Genomic DNA, 16962 nt, shown 5'->3' with positions numbered 1-16962 from the left:
AAAGATGATGAGGTTGATAGGTCTGAGGTGGACGCGTGGCGACACGTGCAGCTGACAGATACTAATCGGTCGAGGGCTTATCCTAATGGTTTAAGTCAACGCACCGGTATTTCATCAACGACGCTATCCAGTTTTGAGTGAATAACACTCTATATTGGTCTGGTGGTGATGGCGAAGAGGTCACACCCGTTCCCATGCCGAACACGGCCGTTAAGCTCTTCAGCGCCGATGGTAATCGGGGGGCAACCCCCCGTGAGAGTAGGACGCTGCCAGGCTACTAAAAAACACCCCGTATCGAAACCAATCGATGCGGGGTGTTTTTTGATGATTTATTTCAATGTTAAGCTGGTTGAACTTTCTCTTTTTTTACGACGGTACGCGGGAATGGGAATTCTTCTTCCTGGCCTTGAAAGGGATAATCTACATATTCAATCGTAACGCTGAGCTGGTATTCAGCTATTATGGTACATTGCTTCTCTTTATGAAAAACCGTTTGTCCTGGAGTGAATAGCTTTACTGGTTCCTCGGTTAATTTTGATGCCGTCACTTCATTGCTCATAATTATAGGCCCCTTTATGTTTGAATTTAAGCAACTGCTTTCCATTCAATAATATGGAAAGCAAAATTAGGAATTAATTGATTATTACCCGATTTTATTGAAAGGAAACCTTGAATATTCATGATTTTCACAAATATATAAAAGAATGATGTTGTGAAAGGGTACATAGACATCCCACGCTTAAGAGAAGGTGTTTTCCTTCTTGCAAAATCCTGGGCCTTTCCATAAGTGAGTCCTTGGCACAAACAGCTGAAATATGCTCGCTTTCATCACAGGCACACGTGCGACCTCGGCTTCACTACCTTTGTTTGCTGTCGCTGTGTCTTCTTTGTCACGGGTGATGGTTAAAAACCCTGCTGCAGAGCCTTCACACTTTTGCTTTGCCCGTAGGAGTCTCGCCTAATCCGGTTGTTGACTGCCTCCTCAACCTCGTCCTTAGGGACAGCCCTCTTTCCTTCATACCACTCATTCTCCAAATGTTTGGGAATAGGTGAAAGAGTCACCGTTTAGAAGGTGGACATCGATTTCAATCTGTAGAAGATCATGTTCTTCAAGTTCAAAAAAATCTAGTAATTGTTGAATAAGTTGTTCATTCGATTGTTCTGTAGTGAGAGGCACTTCTTCTACCAGTTCGGTCAGTACTTTCTCTGCTTTTTCAGGAGAGGCGCTTTCAGCCTGGTTTGGTGCTTCGACTTCTGCTAATATAGTGGCAGGTGTTTCATGTGCTTCGTGGGTTAAAACGATATCTGCTTGGTCTGCTTTTTTTACATGAAGGTGAAAAGAATGCAGATCAAACGCGGTCTCTTCTCGGAAGTCTGACGTTCTGACTTCTGGTTCTTCGTTAGTAGAAGTCTCTACAGAAGATGGCCCCTCACTTGTATTTTCTAGAGAAGGATCCTGTTCTCCTTCTTCAATTGCGTGATTTTGTTCATGTTCTTCTTCTAATGATGTTTCTGGTTGAGGGGTATCAGCAGAAGGCAGAGCATCTTTATTATTTTCAGCAGGGGAACAACCTGAACTGCTGAGAACAAGCAGGGAAAAAAATAAGCTGGTATGTTTCATTTTTAGATCCTTTCTACAGCTTTCCTCATTTTACGTAAGGTTTCGCGGGCTGTTTGTCGCTTTTTGAAAAGTAAACCAGCTGCGGCTAAAAAAATCAACCCTTGTTTCAAATCTGAATTTTAGGGTAAACTAGCATTACACGATATATAGTGTTTTTCAGAAGAAATATTCAATATATAGTATAACTAGGAAAGCTCTTCAGGTGCCTGTATAAAGGCTTGAAAGGGAATTCGGTGCAAATCCGGAACTGTCCCCGCAACTGTAAGTGCGACGAAACGACAACAACCACTGGATGTTTACGGTCCGGGAAGGGTCGGAGTAGAAGAACGCACAAGTCAGGAGACCTGCCTGAATCTTATCGTTTCTAATCTCCGGGGGATGGGAGCAGGAAACAGCACGTTTTCGGTGTGTAACTATGTGTCGCTTATTGGCTGATGCATGTTCATGGGCGTGTTGTTTTTCTGACCTCTTCTCCAACCGGAGCGGGGGTTTTTTTATGGAAGGATATTGCTTTTCTTAGCTGGATTGATAAAAAGGAGTGGTTTTAATGGAACAAGTAGCTGACCGTCAAACAAAAGAGATTATCAATCATTTGCAAGGAGAAGGCTCAACCAAAGATTGGGCGGCCTGGCTGTCTGATTTTGAAAACTTAGCTGACTCATCTGTACGACAAAAGGCCATCCAAGATGCATTGGGGAGAATTTGTGAAGAGGAGCCTGAATGGACGTATGCCGCTGCAGCTATTTATCTCCAAGGGTGGTATGAAGAAGCTGGAGCAGACCCGGTCCGGCCGTATCAATCATTTTATGAACGGTTACAGAAAAGAACAGAAGACGGTATGTGTGACCCTGAACTGCTTGAAGTATATACAAAAGAGGATATTGACGCGTTAGAGTCGGAGTTCGAGCAAGGACGCGATCAGTTGTTTACTTATATTGGCTTAAAGACGCTGGCAGACCGCTATGCAATGAGGACTTCGGCTGGGACATTAGCTGAACTGCCGCAAGAGCGTTATATGGTAATTGCTATGAAATTGATGGTAAGAGAAGAAGTTTCTGTTCGCCTGTCTTGGGTGAAAGAAGCATATTGGGCGCTTTCGAATCAATATATGACTGTGGCAACACCGACGTTTGCAAATGCCGGCAAATGCCACGGCCAGCTTTCAAGCTGTTTCATAGATACAGTGGATGATAGTTTGATCAGCATTTACGAAACAAATACTACTTCAGCACGTGTGAGTAAAGATGGGGGCGGTTTAGGCGTGTACCTTGGCAAAATCCGCGCCAAAGGGTCTTCGATCAAAGGGTTCCCTGGGGTTTCGTCCGGGGTAATGCCTTGGATGAAGCAGCTGAATAATACGGCTGTCAGCGTGGATCAGTTAGGCCAGCGCCAAGGTGCAATAGCTGTCTATCTTGATGTTTGGCACCTTGATATCTTTTCGTTTCTTGATGCGAAATTAAACAACGGCGACGAAAGGCAGCGGACGCATGACTTGTTTACCGGTGTATCGATTCCTGATTTGTTTATGGAAAAGGTCGAGCAGCGGGAGGACTGGTATTTGTTCGACCCGCATGAAGTTCGGGAAGTAATGGGCTTTTCTCTTGAAGATTCGTATGACGAAGAAGAAGGAAGCGGTACGTTTCGTGAGCGGTATGAAGCTTGTGTTAGGGAGCCAACGCTTACTAAACAAACGATCCCTGCCATTGAAGTGATGAAGCGGATCATGGTCTCGCAGCTTGAGACAGGGACGCCGTATATGTTCTACCGGGATACGGTGAATCGACTAAATCCGAACCGCCATAAAGGCATGGTCTATGCTTCTAATTTATGTACTGAGATTATGCAGAACATGAGCCCGACCACCTGGGAGGAAGAGGTGGTTGAAGATGGTAAAATTATCACAACGAAAACGCCGGGTGATTATGTTGTCTGTAATTTAAGCTCACTTAACCTGGCAAAAACAGTTCAAGCTGAGGTTTTACAGCGCGTGGTTCGTGTGCAGATGCGCATGCTCGATAATGTAATTGATGTAAACACGCTGGAGATTCCGCAAGCGAAAGTAACCAATAAAGCATACCGCCCTGTCGGCTTAGGCACGTTCGGCTGGCATCATCTCTTAGCGCTTAAAGGGATTAGCTGGGAGAGTGAGGAAGCCGTTCAATATGCCGATAAGCTGTACGAAGAGATTCATTATGAAGCCGTGCGGGCGAGTAATGATATCGCCAAAGAAAAAGGATCCTATGAAAAATTCGCGGGATCTGATTGGGAGACCGGTGCATATTTCGACAAGCGTGGTTATACGAGTGAAGCGTGGCAGGAGCTCCGTGCTGATGTAGAGCAGAATGGGCTTCGCAATGGCTATTTAATGGCAGTTGCTCCAAACGCTTCAACCTCACTGCTGGCTGGGTCCACAGCCTCGATTGATCCGGTGTTTAAGCGGATGTATGCCGAAGAAAAGAAAAACTATAAAATTCCGGTGACTGCACCTGATCTTAGTCCGAGCACGTATTGGTACTATAAAGAATCACATTTAATTGACCAGAGTTGGAGCATTCGCCAAAATGCAGCCAGGCAGCGCCATGTCGACCAGGGTGTTTCATTCAATATCTACGTGCAAAATGACATTAAAGCAAAAGACTTGCTCGACCTTCATTTAAGCGCATGGCAAGAAGGCTTGAAAACGACGTATTATGTTCGCTCGACGTCGGCAGAGCTAGAAGAGTGTGAAGTTTGTTCTAGCTAATGAGGTTGTGCTAGACTCCTCGGACTTTTGAAGAAACTCTAGGGTTTAAAAGCGTAGAGAAGTACGTTAGAAAGGAAGATCAATGATGCAAGATTTAAACGTACGAAATATTTATGATACGACCGCTCCAAATGCGTCTACAGGAATTATTAACGGTGAGTCTTCAAACGTATTGAACTGGGATGATGTTCGTTTTTCCTGGGCATATCCATTGTACAAGCACATGCTGGCAAATTTTTGGACGCCTTTTGAAATTAATATGGCTAGTGATCAAAAACAGTTTGACCAGTTAAGTGATGATGAAAAAGAAGCTTTTAAAAAAATTATTGGCCTGCTCGCTTTTTTAGACAGTGTACAGACCGATTACTCGTTACGCGCTTCTCAATATTTAACAGACTCAAGCCTTGTCGCTTTAATGACCGTGTTATCTTTTCAAGAAGTGGTGCACAATCAAAGCTATTCCTATGTGCTTTCCAGCCTTGTGCCGAAAGAAGAACAGGATGAGGTCTTTGAATATTGGAAAACGGACGAAGTGCTCTTGGAGCGCAATGAGTTTATTGCGAAAGGGTATCAAGCCTTTGCTGAAAATCCGACCCCGCAGACCTTTTTAGAATCAATTGTCTATGATGTGATCTTAGAAGGGTTGAACTTTTATTCTGGTTTCAGTTTCTTTTATAACTTGGCCCGCCAGCAGAAAATGGTTTCTACTTCTACGATGATCAACTATATCAATCGGGATGAACAGCTTCACATTCGCCTTTTCGCCAACATATTCCAGGAGTTGTTGAGAGAAAATCCGTCGCTGGATACTGCGGAGAATCGCCAATTTGTTACGGATGCCTTTCATGAAGCAGCTCTGTTGGAAATCAAATGGGGCCATCATATACTCGGAGATAGAATTGAAGGTATTTCGATGGAAGAATTAGATCAGTACATTAAATTTATGGCGAACAAGCGGGCCGGCCAGCTTGGTGGCGAGCCGCCGTTCCCAGGCTACCGCTCCAACCCAATGAAATGGATTAAAGCATATGAAGACGTCAATGCAGCGAAAAGTGATTTCTTCGAGCAAAAATCACGACAATATGCAAAAGTAACTGATGCAAATGGTTTTGATGAACTGTAAATAAAAACGGTCCGTCCACGTATAATTCTTTGACGTGGGCGGACCGTTTTTTGCGCAGCGTATAAGTGAGCTGCCTCTGTTTATCCGTATAATTCTTGGTGATGGCGTGTTAATACTTGTTCGAAGAGGTGCTTTTTTTCTAAAAAAGGGAGCATGCAATAGTCTTCTTTCCGTTTATTAGGATTTCCGAGCCCAAGAATATCGTTACAAAAGCCGCAGTGATCATCAAGGTGAATCGGCGGATTTTCGGTTGGGAACCAGTCAGCTTCATCAGCGATATAATAACCGGTTAACGAGAGGCGTGTATCATCTTGTAAGGTGACATCACACCGAACAGCCGCTCCGGGTTCAAGACCACCGGTGTCGTTCCAGTCCCTTACGACCGCATGAGAATCAATTTGAATGCTAGATTCAATAACAGGCAAAAAAGCTGGCAGTTCTTCTTCACGGAGTTCCTGCCAGCTTGGGCTTTCCTGATTGTTGGCACGGAGGTAATCAAGATGTTCTTGATAACGAGAAAGGTAAAGGTGAATACTTTTGCTCATAATGGTCTTCCTTTCACTGTGGTTATAACCTTAGCCTATCATGAAAACCAGTTTAAACCATAGCGTGGAATTTGAAGGGAAATTCCCATTTGAAACTTTTTATTGATTATAATAAAATGCTGTTTCACTATAGAGAGGAAACAAGTGGCAGGCATGAAGCTATAACGAGGTGATAAATATGAATGCACACACAATCAATCTTGCCAGGGAATGGGCCTGGTCCTTTTTTAAAGAAGATACGACCGGTCATGATGGCTGGCACATGGAACGAGTGGCAGCAAATGCTCGGTACATAGCAGAAAAGGAAGAAGCAGACGCGCTCCATTGTGAACTTGCTGCTTGGCTTCATGATATCGCAGATGATAAATTCTACATGCGAGAAGGAGAGGGGATGGAACGCGTCGAAGGTTGGCTTCAGAGCCAAGGCTTTCAAAATAGCGAAACCAACGCTCTCCTTCACAGCATTGAACGTGTATCTTTTAAAGCCGGTACAAACAGGCCTCCGGAAACACTCGAAGCAAAAGTCGTACAAGATGCTGACAGGCTGGACGCATTAGGAGCAATTGGGGTGGCGCGTACGTTTATGTATGCCGGTTCACATCGTCACAAGATGTATGACCCTGTAAAAGAATCGAAGGATGCGATTGAGCATTTTTATGAGAAGTTGTTGCAGCTGAAGAATCTCATGCATACTGAAACAGCTAAGCGTAGCGCAAATGAACGCCACCAGTTTATGGAACAGTTTCTTGAGCAATTTTACCGGGAATGGAACTAAAACGTTTGTATAGGAGGGTGTAAGCAATGGGTGTAACAATACGGCCTATGCGTCCAGGGGATGGACTTGGGGTCAGCCGTGTGCATGTGGACAGCTGGCGTGCGACATATGATGGGGTTGTTCCTGCTACTTATTTAGCTTCTTTAAACGCCTTAGAAAATGAAGGAGAGCGGGAAGGAACGATCTTTTCAGGCCATGAACCAGGGTATGTAGCAGCAGATGCCGAGAACGAACAGGATATTCTCGGTTTTATCGCAGGCGGAAACCCACGAACAAGCGAAGAGGAGGAATATCCGCTCGCTGACAAAGAAATTTATGAACTTTACCTCTTAGAAGAAATTCAGAAGCAAGGGATAGGCAGTCGCTTGCTTTATCAATTGCTGAACGATTTTAAGGAAGAGGATGAAGCTGAAACTTGGCTGGTCCGCGTTCTAGTAGCCAACCCTTGTCTGCCCTTTTATGATGGATTAGAGCCGACGTATGTTAAAAAAGATACGATTGTTTTAGACGGGGAAGAGCTTGAAGAATGGGTGCTTCGCTTTTCGATTGAAGAAACGTTGCGCCTTTTGGAAAATAAAATCAATTAATATATGAACAATTTGTAACATTTATGTCTGTGAATGAGTATGAAAGAGAATACAGATAAAAAAATGAGTATTATGCGCTTACATGCCGTTTTGATATACGCATCATCCGTGCTAAACTCCGTTTGTTCGTAACGCAGGTTTCGTAAAGAGACGAAGCTTATGCAAAAGATATGGGCGTTGGAATCCACCAGAACGCGAGGAATGGATCCAGCTTAAAAGATCGGCGCATCAATTAAGCCATACGTCATGTCTACAAACTAAATGGAGATAGGAGAGGTGCGTAGATTGAACACGGAAAAACTGAAAAAAGAATGGATGGGCAATGGTCTGAAGGCTGAGGTCATGGCCGGCATTGTAGTGGCGCTGGCGTTAATACCAGAAGCGATCGCCTTTTCGATAATTGCGGGAGTGGACCCGCAAGTCGGATTGTATGCTGCTTTTTGTATCGCGGTAGTCATTGCTTTTGTAGGGGGACGTCCCGGCATGATTTCAGGGGCGACAGGGGCGATGGCGCTTCTAATGATAACCCTTGTGGCCGATTATGGACTCGAGTATTTGCTTGCTGCGACAATTTTGGCTGGAATTTTGCAGATTTTATTTGGTGTGTTTAAGCTGGCAAGCATTATGAAGTTTGTGCCTCGTTCGGTTATGATTGGGTTCGTTAATGCGTTGGCTATTTTGATTTTCTTATCGCAGTTGGACCACTTCGAAGGCGCGGGCTGGGAAATGTACGCTTTTACAGCCATGGCTTTATTTATTATTTATTTGTTTCCAAAAGTCTCGAAGTCGGTGCCCTCCACTCTTGTAGCGATTGTAGCGGTGACTGCAGTGGTCGTATTTATGGGCTCTAATGTAGGCACGGTCGGAGATATGGGAGCACTTCCGGACACGCTTCCGGTATTCTTGATACCGTCAATTCCGCTTACGTTTGAGACTTTGCAAATTATTTTCCCATACGCCTTGGCACTTGCTGTCGTTGGTTTATTGGAGTCACTATTGACCGCTTCAATCGTTGATGATATGACCGATTCTGATAGTAATAAAAATAAAGAATCACGTGGCCAGGGGTATGCGAACGTAACAACTGGTTTCTTTGGCGGCATGGCAGGCTGTGCAATGATCGGCCAATCCGTGATTAACGTCAAATCTGGTGCAGCTGGGCGATTATCTTCTCTTGTAGCTGGTGTGTTCTTATTGTTTTTGATTCTTGTATTAGGTGACCTAGTTGTGCAAATTCCACTGGCAGCACTTGCTGGTGTTATGATTATGGTTTCCATTAGTACGTTTGATTGGAACTCGCTTTTCACGATTCATAAAATCCCGAAATCAGACGCTTCGGTCATGATCGTTACAGTAGGAACAGTAGTTATTACTCATGACCTATCGATCGGTGTTTTAGCAGGTGTGCTTTTAAGTGCAATCTTCTTTGCAGCTAAAATATCCAAGATGAAAGTTAAATCGAAAGTTGAAGAAGAAACAAAGCGGCTTTATCAGGTCGAAGGTCAGCTCTTCTTTGCTTCAGTCACTGACTTTATTGATTCGTTTGATTATAATGAAGCAGTGAACAGAGTGGAAATCGACATGTCAGGTTCCCACCTTTGGGACGATTCCGCAGTGGATGCTTTGCAGCGGGTAAAAGATAAATTTGAACAAAAAGGCATAGTGGTGGAAGTGACGGGACTGAACGAGGAAAGTTCTCGTTTAATCGAACGGACTTCAGAAGCATTGAAGGCTTCCGGGCATTAATGAAACGGTACGGATTGATACGGGACAGAAGGTGAAAACCTTTTAGAGAAAGGCTTCGTTAAACGGGGTTGTTGATAGAAGCAGGGAAGGTGTGATGCCTAAGCAGGCCGTGGGCAGTGGATGACTCTCCAAATTGCCCTACGGCCCGGCATTACCCCAGTCAACAATCATCTTTACCTGAGCTTACAGAAAAGGGGCAAATATAATGTACAAACGAATTATGTTAGCCGTAGATGGCTCAGACCATTCACAAAGAGCCGCTCAACATGCTGTTTATCTGACCAAAACTACTGAAAACAGCCAGATTGACTGCGTGTATATTGTGGACCCAGAAACAGCAAAGTCGGAAGTGCTAAAGTACGGGGACTCTGACATTTTAACAAATAAGCGCAGAGAAAAAATCACGAACGTAGAAGAGTTTTTGCAAGAGCAGGGAGCTTCTTATGAAGTGAAAATTGTGCACGGCGAACCAGGTCCTGGGCTTGTAAAAACAGCGAACGAAGGCGGTTACGACTGCGTAGTCGTTGGAAGCCGCGGTTTGAACAATTTACAAAGCATGGTACTAGGCAGTGTCAGCCATAAAGTGGCAAAACGTGTCGAGTGCCCGGTGATGATCATAAAATAACGAAGCGTTACGGACAGAAGAGACCAAATGCAAGGGAGGACCCTGTATTTTGGTCTTTTTTATTAGGCTCTGGTAAACGACATGATTGAACTGTACTGCACGTTTGGGGGACTTTTCACCAGTGCGACAAGTACACGCTGTGTTTTCTTTGCCAGGGTGTGCCCTCTCAGCCTCATCGCTTCGCTGCGGGACCATTCAGGCACATACTTGTGCAGAAGTGCCGCCTGCGGCCTTTCAACAACAAACGTTAGAAAAGGCATTTAGTTGGGGAGAAAGCAGGGGGGCAGTCATAGCACGCAGAACCCAGGGTGGTTTCAAGTGTTGGGCGAACCGAATCTCTTAATCTATTTTCCCTTTCCGGCTCCTATGGTAAGCTATAAAGATAGGAAAAAGGAAACGGAGGTAGTGGTAAGATGCTGACAAAACCAGAGATTGAACAAAAGCTTGCCAACTTAAAATCCGACTACGCGCGGATCCAAGGAGACTTGGATAAGCTGGAATCAATTGGCGGAAACAGCTCTGGCCCGATTCGTGAACTCGAATTAATTGAAAGTGAAATGGCCGAATTAAATGCGCGCTTGCGCGGATTGGAATTGTAAAGCGTGGATTAGGCCGCCTAGCGTTAAATGATAAAAAAGCAGGCTCTCCCCATACGTGAGGAGAGCCTGCTTTTTTATAAGGAATAGAAATGAAAGGAAGTATATAAATAAAAAGTAAAGGTAAAGGATCGGGCGGGACTCTTAACGGACATGAGGTCCTCTAATTGGCCTGAATGGGGCGTTTTGACGAGCTTTAGGCGTGAGACTCCGCTATTTGGATGAAATCAGTCGAAAACTGGTGTGAATAGCATAAATAACGGAACAAATACCGCTAATTTTCGCAAACGGCCTTTTTGCCGGATGCCAATGGACAAGTCCTGCCCGGCAATTTAGAACCATGCGCGCCTCTGCCCCCAACCCCGTTCCGCTTTTCTATTTCCAGTTGTGGCGCTTAGATGCTCGAGGTTTTTTCTAGTCCTGACTCCGCGCAGCAGGCTGCGCTGCGCAGTTCTAGAAAAACTTGTCGCATCTGAGCAAAGCGCCTCCGCTTTTCTTGTCTAGCTGTAGGCGCCATTGGCTTGTGATCCCTTTTCCCCGCCCTGCGGCGGCAACAGCCTCCTCGGTGGGAGAGAAGAGCTCTTCGTCGCTAACCGAGCCCGCTCCGCTTTTCTGTCTAGCTCCAAGCGGCAGGGGCTCGAGGTCAAAAGTCGCGCCCTTTCAAAGCCAAAAAGCGGCTTTGGCAGCGCTCGTCTTTTGCTTGACGCCCCTTAACGCCGCTTTCCGCTTTTCTGTCTACTCTTGCTCGTTTTCTGGAGGATGGAGGGGAACGATATCAAAAATCTCACCAGAGCGAATCATGGTAGCCATGCGCTGCAGCCAGTAATAATAAGGTTTTGAGTTTTCAAGTACTTCATATACTTCATTTGCTTCGTTATACGTTTCTGCTGAAATGTCGTTGCTTTCCATAATAGCTGATAGTTGGTCTTGGGCACTGCGGATGGCTTGCAAGTTTAAGTTCACTTCTCGCTCCCATTTATGGCTGAAAAAGTTCGAGAAAAATTGGAAGAAATCCCGCTCAGCTACATACGTATGTTTGCGCTGGCCGCGCCGGAATGTCTTTTTGACGGCATTAAATTCCTGAAGCCTCTTCACGCCAGTACTCATACTTGGCTTGCTCATGCCAAGCTTATCCCGCATTTCATCTAAGGTCATGTCCCCTTCAAAGTACATGGTGCCGTAAAGCGTACCAGCACTTCGTGTAACCCCGTAAATGTCCATAGTTTCAGCTAATGAATCAATAACTAGGTCTTTTGCATTGTCGATTGATTCGCGTGCTTGTTCATCCTTGTAATCAGACATGAAATGACTTTCCCTCCTTTCTGAATGATGGCAGAAATTAAGTTCGTTTAAAATTTTCTTTATAGTTCTTTATGTTATCGAAAAAATTATAGATGTCAAAACCTAAGTTGCTTCTAATATTATCAAACCCTAACCATTACAGTCATGAAAGTTTGTTAAAAAATTTTTTTACGATAAATATTTGACGAACAGACTATGATTTGTTAAATTAAAGTTGTTCAAAACGTTAAATAAAATCTTAACAAAGTAATTAACACAGTTTAAATAAGGAGGGGATTGTGTGGCACATAAACAAATGTACATTAATGGTGAATGGGTGGATGCTCGTTCAGGCGAAACACGCGTCATCATTAATCCATACAACCAAGAACAAATCGCTACTGCAGCCGAAGGGAATACAGAGGATGCAAAGCTAGCGATTCAAGCTGCACGAGAAGCATTTGATGAAGGGAGCTGGGCAAAGAAGCCAGCTAATGAACGCGGAGAGATTGTTTATACAATCGGAAAACTCATTCAGCGTGACCTTCAGGAAATGGCTGAGATAGAGACGCTTGATTCTGGGAAAACATTGGAAGAAAGCATTGAGGACATGGGCGACATTGCGAGCGTTTTTCTTTATTTCGGAGGACTTGCAGATAAAGATGGCGGTGAAGTAATCGAATCGCCAATTCCTGACTCAGAGAGTAAAGTTGTGCGCGAACCAGTTGGTGTGTGCGGCCAAATTACGCCGTGGAATTACCCGCTTCTACAAGCAGCATGGAAAATTGCTCCTGCACTTGCAGCAGGGAACACGATCGTCTTAAAGCCAAGTGAGATTACGCCGTTTACGTCTGTTAAAGTATTCGAACTTATGGAAGAAGCAGGTGTACCAAAAGGCGTTGCCAACCTCGTACTTGGCCCTGGCCACAACGTAGGTGCTGAACTTGCAGAAAGCAAAGACGTTGACTTGATTTCTTTCACAGGCGGCATTGCAACCGGTCAAAAGATCATGCAGGCAGCCAGCACTAATATGAAGAAAGTTGCTCTCGAGCTTGGCGGGAAAAACCCGAATATCGTTTTTGCTGATGCTGATTTTGAAACAGCTGTCGACCAGGCGATGAACGCAGTCTTTTTCCATGCCGGTCAGGTTTGTTCCGCAGGCTCTCGCTTGCTCGTTGAAGAAAGCTTGCACGATGACCTTGTCGAAGAGCTTGTGAAACGCACGAAAAACATTAAACTTGGCGATGGATTCGCGGAAGACACGATGTCCGGTCCACTTATCTCAGCAGATCACCGTGATAAAGTAGAAAGCTATGTAAAAATCGGACAAGAAGAAGGCGCGAAGCTTGAAGTAGGCGGAGCTCGCCCTGAAGACCCTGAACTTCAAGACGGTTTCTTCTACTTGCCAACCATCTTCACGAACTGCGAACACAACATGCGCATTGTGCAAGAAGAAGTCTTCGGCCCGGTTCTTACCATTGAAACCTTCAAGACCGAAGAAGAAGCAGTTGAAAAAGCGAACGACACGATTTACGGCCTTGCCGGCGCAGTATTTACCACCGACATCGACAAAGGACAGCGCGTGGCAGGCAAGCTCCGCATGGGCACTGTTTGGATCAATGACTTCCATCCGTACTTTGCGCAGGCGCCATGGGGCGGATTTAAGCAGTCTGGCGTTGGCCGCGAGCTTGGCAAAGCCGGCTTAGAAGAATATACAGAAGTGAAGCATGTTTACCGCAACACAAACCCAGCGCCAGTAGGCTGGTTTAACTAAAGATTTACAAACTCTCACGTTTATCAGGTCCCTTCTGGCTTCACACCAGAAGGGCTCACATCACAAATCACACAAATAAATTCTTATCTAGGAGGATATTCAAATGAGTCTTAACATGAAAGTGGAAAGCATGCTTGGCTACCACACATTCGAAGTTCCAACAGCAATCAAGCATGGAATCGGGGCTATCAAAAATCTAGGTGAAGAGCTTAAAGCTTACGGCTCTGACAAAGTTCTACTTGTAACAGACCCTGGCATTTACAACGCAGGCGTAACGAAGCCAGTAGAAGACAGCTTGAAAAACTCCGGCGTGGACTATGTAGTGTTTAACAAGGTTGAACCAAACCCTCCAGTCCGCCTGATCGGTGAAGGTGCGAAAGTTTATGAACAAGAAGGCTGTAACGGCCTTGTAGCTGTAGGTGGCGGTAGCTCCATGGATACAGCAAAAGCCATCGGTGTAGAAGCTACACACGAAGGTACGGTGCTTGACTATGAAGCTGCCGAAGGGAAAAAAGAACTTGAACACCGCATCCCGACGCTTGCTACCATCCCAACTACAGCGGGAACTGGTTCTGAAGTAACACAGTGGGCGGTTATCACCGATGAAGAACGTGAAATCAAGTTCAACACAGGTGGCCCGCTTATCGCAGCTCACTTGACGATCATCGACCCTGAGCTTCACGTAAGTATGCCTCCACATGTTACAGCAATGACTGGTGTAGACGTTATCTCCCACGCGGTTGAGTGCTATACAATGAAATTTGCGCAGCCAGTGACAGACGCAGTTGCCCTACTTGCGATGGAGTATGCTGCGAAGTATATCCGTCGTGCGTATGCAGACGGCACAGACCTTGAAGCGCGCTACGGCATGGCTCAAGGTGCAATGCTTGCCGGCCTTTCTTACGGAAGCGAATCTGCAGGTGCCGCACACGCAATGAGCCAAACACTTGGCGGTATCATCCCAGTCGCCCACGGCCAGTGTGTAGCAGCTATGATGGGACCTGTTATGGAGTTTAACTGGAAAGGTGCGCCTGAACGCTTTGCCCGCGTTGCACAAGCATTTGGCATCGACACTACGCAAATGACTACAGAAGAAGCAGCCAAAGCCGCTGTAAAATGGATGTACGACCTTGTCGAAGACTTAGATATCCCAACACTTCAAGAACAAGGCGTACCAACCGACATGACCGAACGTCTTGTCGACGTTGCGATGGAAGACCCGCAAACTGTAGGTAACCCACGTGACCTATCAAAAGCAGGCTACGAGTGGATCTACAAGCGCTGCTTTAACCAAGTACCATCTGCGATTGTGTAAATCGAATCGTCACGCTCTAATAAGCAGGGGGGAAGGACATGACCATGCTGCAGTTTAGCTGCGACGCTCACCCCCGGTCAGTCCTTTCCTAACCCTTGATTAAATACAGATACTTCTGATGTCTTAAAACATCAATTTACTGTGCTATCGTTCACCCCCTTTTATCAAAATATATCGAGAAGGCCGTCTTAGATTGAAAACAATCAGGGCGGTCTTTTCTTATACTTTTAAGGCGCGCGGCATACTTAGGGGGGCGCTGAGGTGACGGAGAGCTTATTACGGCAATGGACTCTGGGGACGACGCCGCACTCTGGGTCTGTGACGCGGTACTGAGGGGGAACGCCGCACTCTGGATCTGTGACGCGGTACTGAGGAGCCCCCCACACACACTCTTGAAGAGGTGCGTCGCTCTAGGGATTATATAAAAGACAAAAGGAAGGGGCTGTCCCAAAAGGGCAGCCCCTTACCTTTTTATTCCAATTTAAAATACTAAAAAAGAGATCATCCTTTTGCTAAAATGGAAAGTAACCACACCAACCACTAGAAAGGATGATCTCTTATGTTTAAAGATTATACCATGGGACAACTCGTTCTACCAATGGATTTTAGTGATTTGATTCCAGAAAATCATGTGTCACGTGTGGTGCATGACATGATTGAACAGGTGGATGAGCAGTTGTTCTATGCCGCTTATGAGGGCGGAGGCCGCCCTTCTTATCACCCAAAAATGATGACGAAAATTGTTTTGTATGCCTACACGCAAAAATGGTATTCCTGTCGTGACATTCAAAAAGCCCTTGAAGAAAACCTGCCGATGATGTGGTTAGCTGCCCAGCAAGTACCGAATTTTCGAACCATCAACCGCTTTCGTTCCGAACGCATGCAAGACTTGATTGAGCCCCTTTTCACCCAATTAATCCAACTTCTCTTAGACCAAGAGTATATCACTATGGAACATTATTTTCTCGATGGGACGAAAATCGAGGCGAATGCCAACCGGTATTCATTTGTATGGCGAAAGGCTTCTGAGCGTTATGAAGCAAAGCTCCAAGACAAACTAAAAACCCTTTTCGCTCATATTGAAGACACGATCCGTCAAGATGAAGCCACCTGTTCCCCTTCGGAAGAACCTTCGGCTCGCATAACCTCAGAACAACTTCAAGAGGCGGTCCATCAAGTGGAAGAGCAGTTAGGCAAAGCGGAACAGGCTGTTGAATCAGCTGCCGATCCTGAAGAGAAAAAAGTAAAGAAAGAAGAGCTTCGCACCTTACGGCGGATGCATAAATCCATGACATCAGATTATTTGCCGCGGCTCCAAAAGTACGAAGATCATTTTGCCACATTTGGAGACCGTAATAGTTTCTCAAAGACAGACCGTGATGCGACATTTATGCGCATGAAGGAAGATCATATGAAAAATGGGCAGCTCAAGCCGGGTTATAACGTTCAAGCTGGTACGGAAAATCAATTTATTCTGGGGTACTCGATTCACCAACGTCCAACGGACGCTCGCTGCTTTCAACCGCATATGAAAATGCTGAAAAACCGAGCACTGCCCTTCCCTGAGCAAGTTGTTGCGGACGCTGGTTATGGAAATGAGAGTAATTATGTATATGCCGATGATCAGGACATCGATCTCCTCGTTCCCTATAATATGTGGCGAAAAGAGAAGAAACGCAGTTTTAAGAAAAATCCTTATCATGTACAAAACTGGACCTATGATGATAAAGGAGATTACTTTATTTGCCCGAATAATCAAAAGGTAACCTTTCGATACAAAAAACATCGAACGGATACGTATGGCTACCGACGTCAATTTCGGATTTACGAGGCGGAAGATTGCAGTAATTGCCCGGTCAAGTCAGCTTGTACGAAAGCAAAAGGGAATCGGCAGATTCATTATAATCCGCTGTATGAAGCGAAAAAGAAAAAAGCGAGAGAAGCCCTTGGTACGGAAGAAGGCGCTGAGACCTATAAGTTGCGTAAAGTAGAGGTCGAAAGCGTGTTCGGCCATATCAAGGGCAATAGGTCGTTGCGCCGCTTTTCTCTTCGCGGCCTAGACAAGGTCAACGTAGAGTTTGGGTTGGCAGCCATAGCCCATAACCTCCTAAAACAAAAGGAGGTGGACAACCTCTATCATTATCATAAGGATAATACTAAAAAATCCGTTGTGATGAATAACCATCACAACGGATTTTTTAATACTTTTCAAAGGCTTTTGGGACAGCCCC

14 protein-coding genes, 2 rRNA genes and 1 riboswitch are annotated in these 16962 nt (G+C 45.3%); of the genes, 12 read left to right on the top strand and 4 right to left on the bottom strand.

The features are described from left to right. Together D469_RS0119140 and rrf are read left to right on the top strand one after the other, a co-directional pair. A 23S ribosomal RNA gene (locus tag D469_RS0119140) occupies window positions 1–85 on the top strand; the annotation flags it as partial. Between the two features lie 73 nt (window positions 86–158). Continuing rightward, window positions 159–275: ribosomal RNA gene (gene rrf / locus D469_RS0119135) — 5S ribosomal RNA — on the top strand. 65 nt (window positions 276–340) lie between these two features. On the opposite strand, the gene D469_RS0119130 is transcribed toward rrf, so the two are convergent. After that, on the bottom strand, window positions 341–559 hold the full coding sequence (locus D469_RS0119130; RefSeq protein ID WP_018924994.1) for a hypothetical protein: 219 nt from the start codon (window positions 557–559) through the stop codon (window positions 341–343). Window positions 560–1024: 465 nt separating this feature from the next. After that, window positions 1025–1621 carry a YusW family protein gene (locus D469_RS0119125; protein WP_018924993.1) on the bottom strand — a complete coding sequence of 199 codons (597 nt, stop codon included), beginning with the start codon at window positions 1619–1621 and terminating at the stop codon, window positions 1025–1027. 183 nt (window positions 1622–1804) lie between these two features. Continuing rightward, window positions 1805–1987, top strand: a riboswitch (cobalamin riboswitch). 181 nt (window positions 1988–2168) lie between these two features. Here D469_RS0119125 and D469_RS0119120 point away from each other — a divergent pair. Beyond that, the gene (locus tag D469_RS0119120; RefSeq protein WP_018924992.1) at window positions 2169–4364 is read left to right on the top strand and encodes a ribonucleoside-diphosphate reductase subunit alpha; all 2196 of its coding nucleotides are present in this window, start codon (window positions 2169–2171) and stop codon (window positions 4362–4364) included. Window positions 4365–4449: 85 nt separating this feature from the next. After that, entirely contained in the window at window positions 4450–5487 is a 1038-nt protein-coding gene (locus D469_RS0119115) for a ribonucleotide-diphosphate reductase subunit beta (protein ID WP_018924991.1), read from the top strand. A gap of 80 nt (window positions 5488–5567) precedes the next feature. Here D469_RS0119115 and D469_RS0119110 read toward each other — a convergent pair whose 3' ends face one another. After that, window positions 5568–6032 (bottom strand): hypothetical protein, encoded by a 465-nt coding sequence (locus D469_RS0119110; protein WP_018924990.1) that lies wholly within the window; start codon window positions 6030–6032, stop codon window positions 5568–5570. Between the two features lie 178 nt (window positions 6033–6210). Between D469_RS0119110 and D469_RS0119105 the strand changes: the two genes are divergently transcribed. From D469_RS0119105 to D469_RS0119085, 5 genes are all read left to right on the top strand, one after another. Continuing rightward, complete coding sequence (locus tag D469_RS0119105; RefSeq protein ID WP_018924989.1) at window positions 6211–6807, top strand: HD domain-containing protein; 597 nt, start codon at window positions 6211–6213, stop codon at window positions 6805–6807. Window positions 6808–6833: 26 nt separating this feature from the next. After that, a complete protein-coding gene (locus tag D469_RS0119100; RefSeq protein ID WP_018924988.1) occupies window positions 6834–7394 on the top strand; it encodes a GNAT family N-acetyltransferase in 561 nt (186 codons plus the stop codon). A gap of 285 nt (window positions 7395–7679) precedes the next feature. After that, window positions 7680–9140 carry a SulP family inorganic anion transporter gene (locus D469_RS0119095; protein ID WP_018924987.1) on the top strand — a complete coding sequence of 487 codons (1461 nt, stop codon included), beginning with the start codon at window positions 7680–7682 and terminating at the stop codon, window positions 9138–9140. 205 nt (window positions 9141–9345) lie between these two features. Next, window positions 9346–9765 (top strand): universal stress protein, encoded by a 420-nt coding sequence (locus tag D469_RS0119090; protein ID WP_018924986.1) that lies wholly within the window; start codon window positions 9346–9348, stop codon window positions 9763–9765. 413 nt (window positions 9766–10178) lie between these two features. Further along, window positions 10179–10364: an SE1832 family protein gene (locus D469_RS0119085; RefSeq protein WP_018924985.1), complete on the top strand. Its 186-nt coding sequence runs from the start codon at window positions 10179–10181 to the stop codon at window positions 10362–10364. Between the two features lie 732 nt (window positions 10365–11096). On the opposite strand, the gene cudC is transcribed toward D469_RS0119085, so the two are convergent. Next, window positions 11097–11663 carry a choline uptake/conversion transcriptional regulator CudC gene (gene cudC / locus D469_RS0119080; protein WP_018924984.1) on the bottom strand — a complete coding sequence of 189 codons (567 nt, stop codon included), beginning with the start codon at window positions 11661–11663 and terminating at the stop codon, window positions 11097–11099. 295 nt (window positions 11664–11958) lie between these two features. On the opposite strand from cudC, the gene betB reads away from it, so the two are divergent. The 3 genes from betB to D469_RS0119065 form a co-directional block, all read left to right on the top strand. After that, a complete protein-coding gene (gene betB, locus D469_RS0119075; protein WP_040607081.1) occupies window positions 11959–13416 on the top strand; it encodes a betaine-aldehyde dehydrogenase in 1458 nt (485 codons plus the stop codon). A gap of 103 nt (window positions 13417–13519) precedes the next feature. Beyond that, entirely contained in the window at window positions 13520–14731 is a 1212-nt protein-coding gene (locus D469_RS0119070; protein ID WP_018924982.1) for an iron-containing alcohol dehydrogenase, read from the top strand. Between the two features lie 559 nt (window positions 14732–15290). Beyond that, window positions 15291–16962: IS1182 family transposase (locus D469_RS0119065; RefSeq protein ID WP_018921294.1), on the top strand; the 1672-nt coding region annotated here is incomplete at its 3' end.

This window comes from Salsuginibacillus kocurii DSM 18087 (genome assembly GCF_000377705.1).
GTDB lineage: Bacteria > Bacillota > Bacilli > Bacillales > Marinococcaceae > Salsuginibacillus > Salsuginibacillus kocurii.
Note: the sequence above shows the minus strand (reverse complement) of the source record. Positions and strands in the feature narration are given on the sequence as shown.

Excerpts from the sequence above, each read along its gene's own strand:
- D469_RS0119130 (WP_018924994.1), bottom strand. The coding sequence starts at position 559 with ATGAGCAATGAAGTGACGGCATCAAAATTAACCGAGGAACCAGTAAAG.
- D469_RS0119125 (WP_018924993.1), bottom strand. The coding sequence starts at position 1,621 with ATGAAACATACCAGCTTATTTTTTTCCCTGCTTGTTCTCAGCAGTTCA.
- D469_RS0119120 (WP_018924992.1), top strand. The coding sequence starts at position 2,169 with ATGGAACAAGTAGCTGACCGTCAAACAAAAGAGATTATCAATCATTTG.
- D469_RS0119115 (WP_018924991.1), top strand. The coding sequence starts at position 4,450 with ATGCAAGATTTAAACGTACGAAATATTTATGATACGACCGCTCCAAAT.
- D469_RS0119110 (WP_018924990.1), bottom strand. The coding sequence starts at position 6,032 with ATGAGCAAAAGTATTCACCTTTACCTTTCTCGTTATCAAGAACATCTT.
- D469_RS0119105 (WP_018924989.1), top strand. The coding sequence starts at position 6,211 with ATGAATGCACACACAATCAATCTTGCCAGGGAATGGGCCTGGTCCTTT.
- D469_RS0119100 (WP_018924988.1), top strand. The coding sequence starts at position 6,834 with ATGGGTGTAACAATACGGCCTATGCGTCCAGGGGATGGACTTGGGGTC.
- D469_RS0119090 (WP_018924986.1), top strand. The coding sequence starts at position 9,346 with ATGTACAAACGAATTATGTTAGCCGTAGATGGCTCAGACCATTCACAA.
- D469_RS0119085 (WP_018924985.1), top strand. The coding sequence starts at position 10,179 with ATGCTGACAAAACCAGAGATTGAACAAAAGCTTGCCAACTTAAAATCC.
- cudC (WP_018924984.1), bottom strand. The coding sequence starts at position 11,663 with ATGTCTGATTACAAGGATGAACAAGCACGCGAATCAATCGACAATGCA.
- betB (WP_040607081.1), top strand. The coding sequence starts at position 11,959 with ATGTACATTAATGGTGAATGGGTGGATGCTCGTTCAGGCGAAACACGC.
- D469_RS0119070 (WP_018924982.1), top strand. The coding sequence starts at position 13,520 with ATGAGTCTTAACATGAAAGTGGAAAGCATGCTTGGCTACCACACATTC.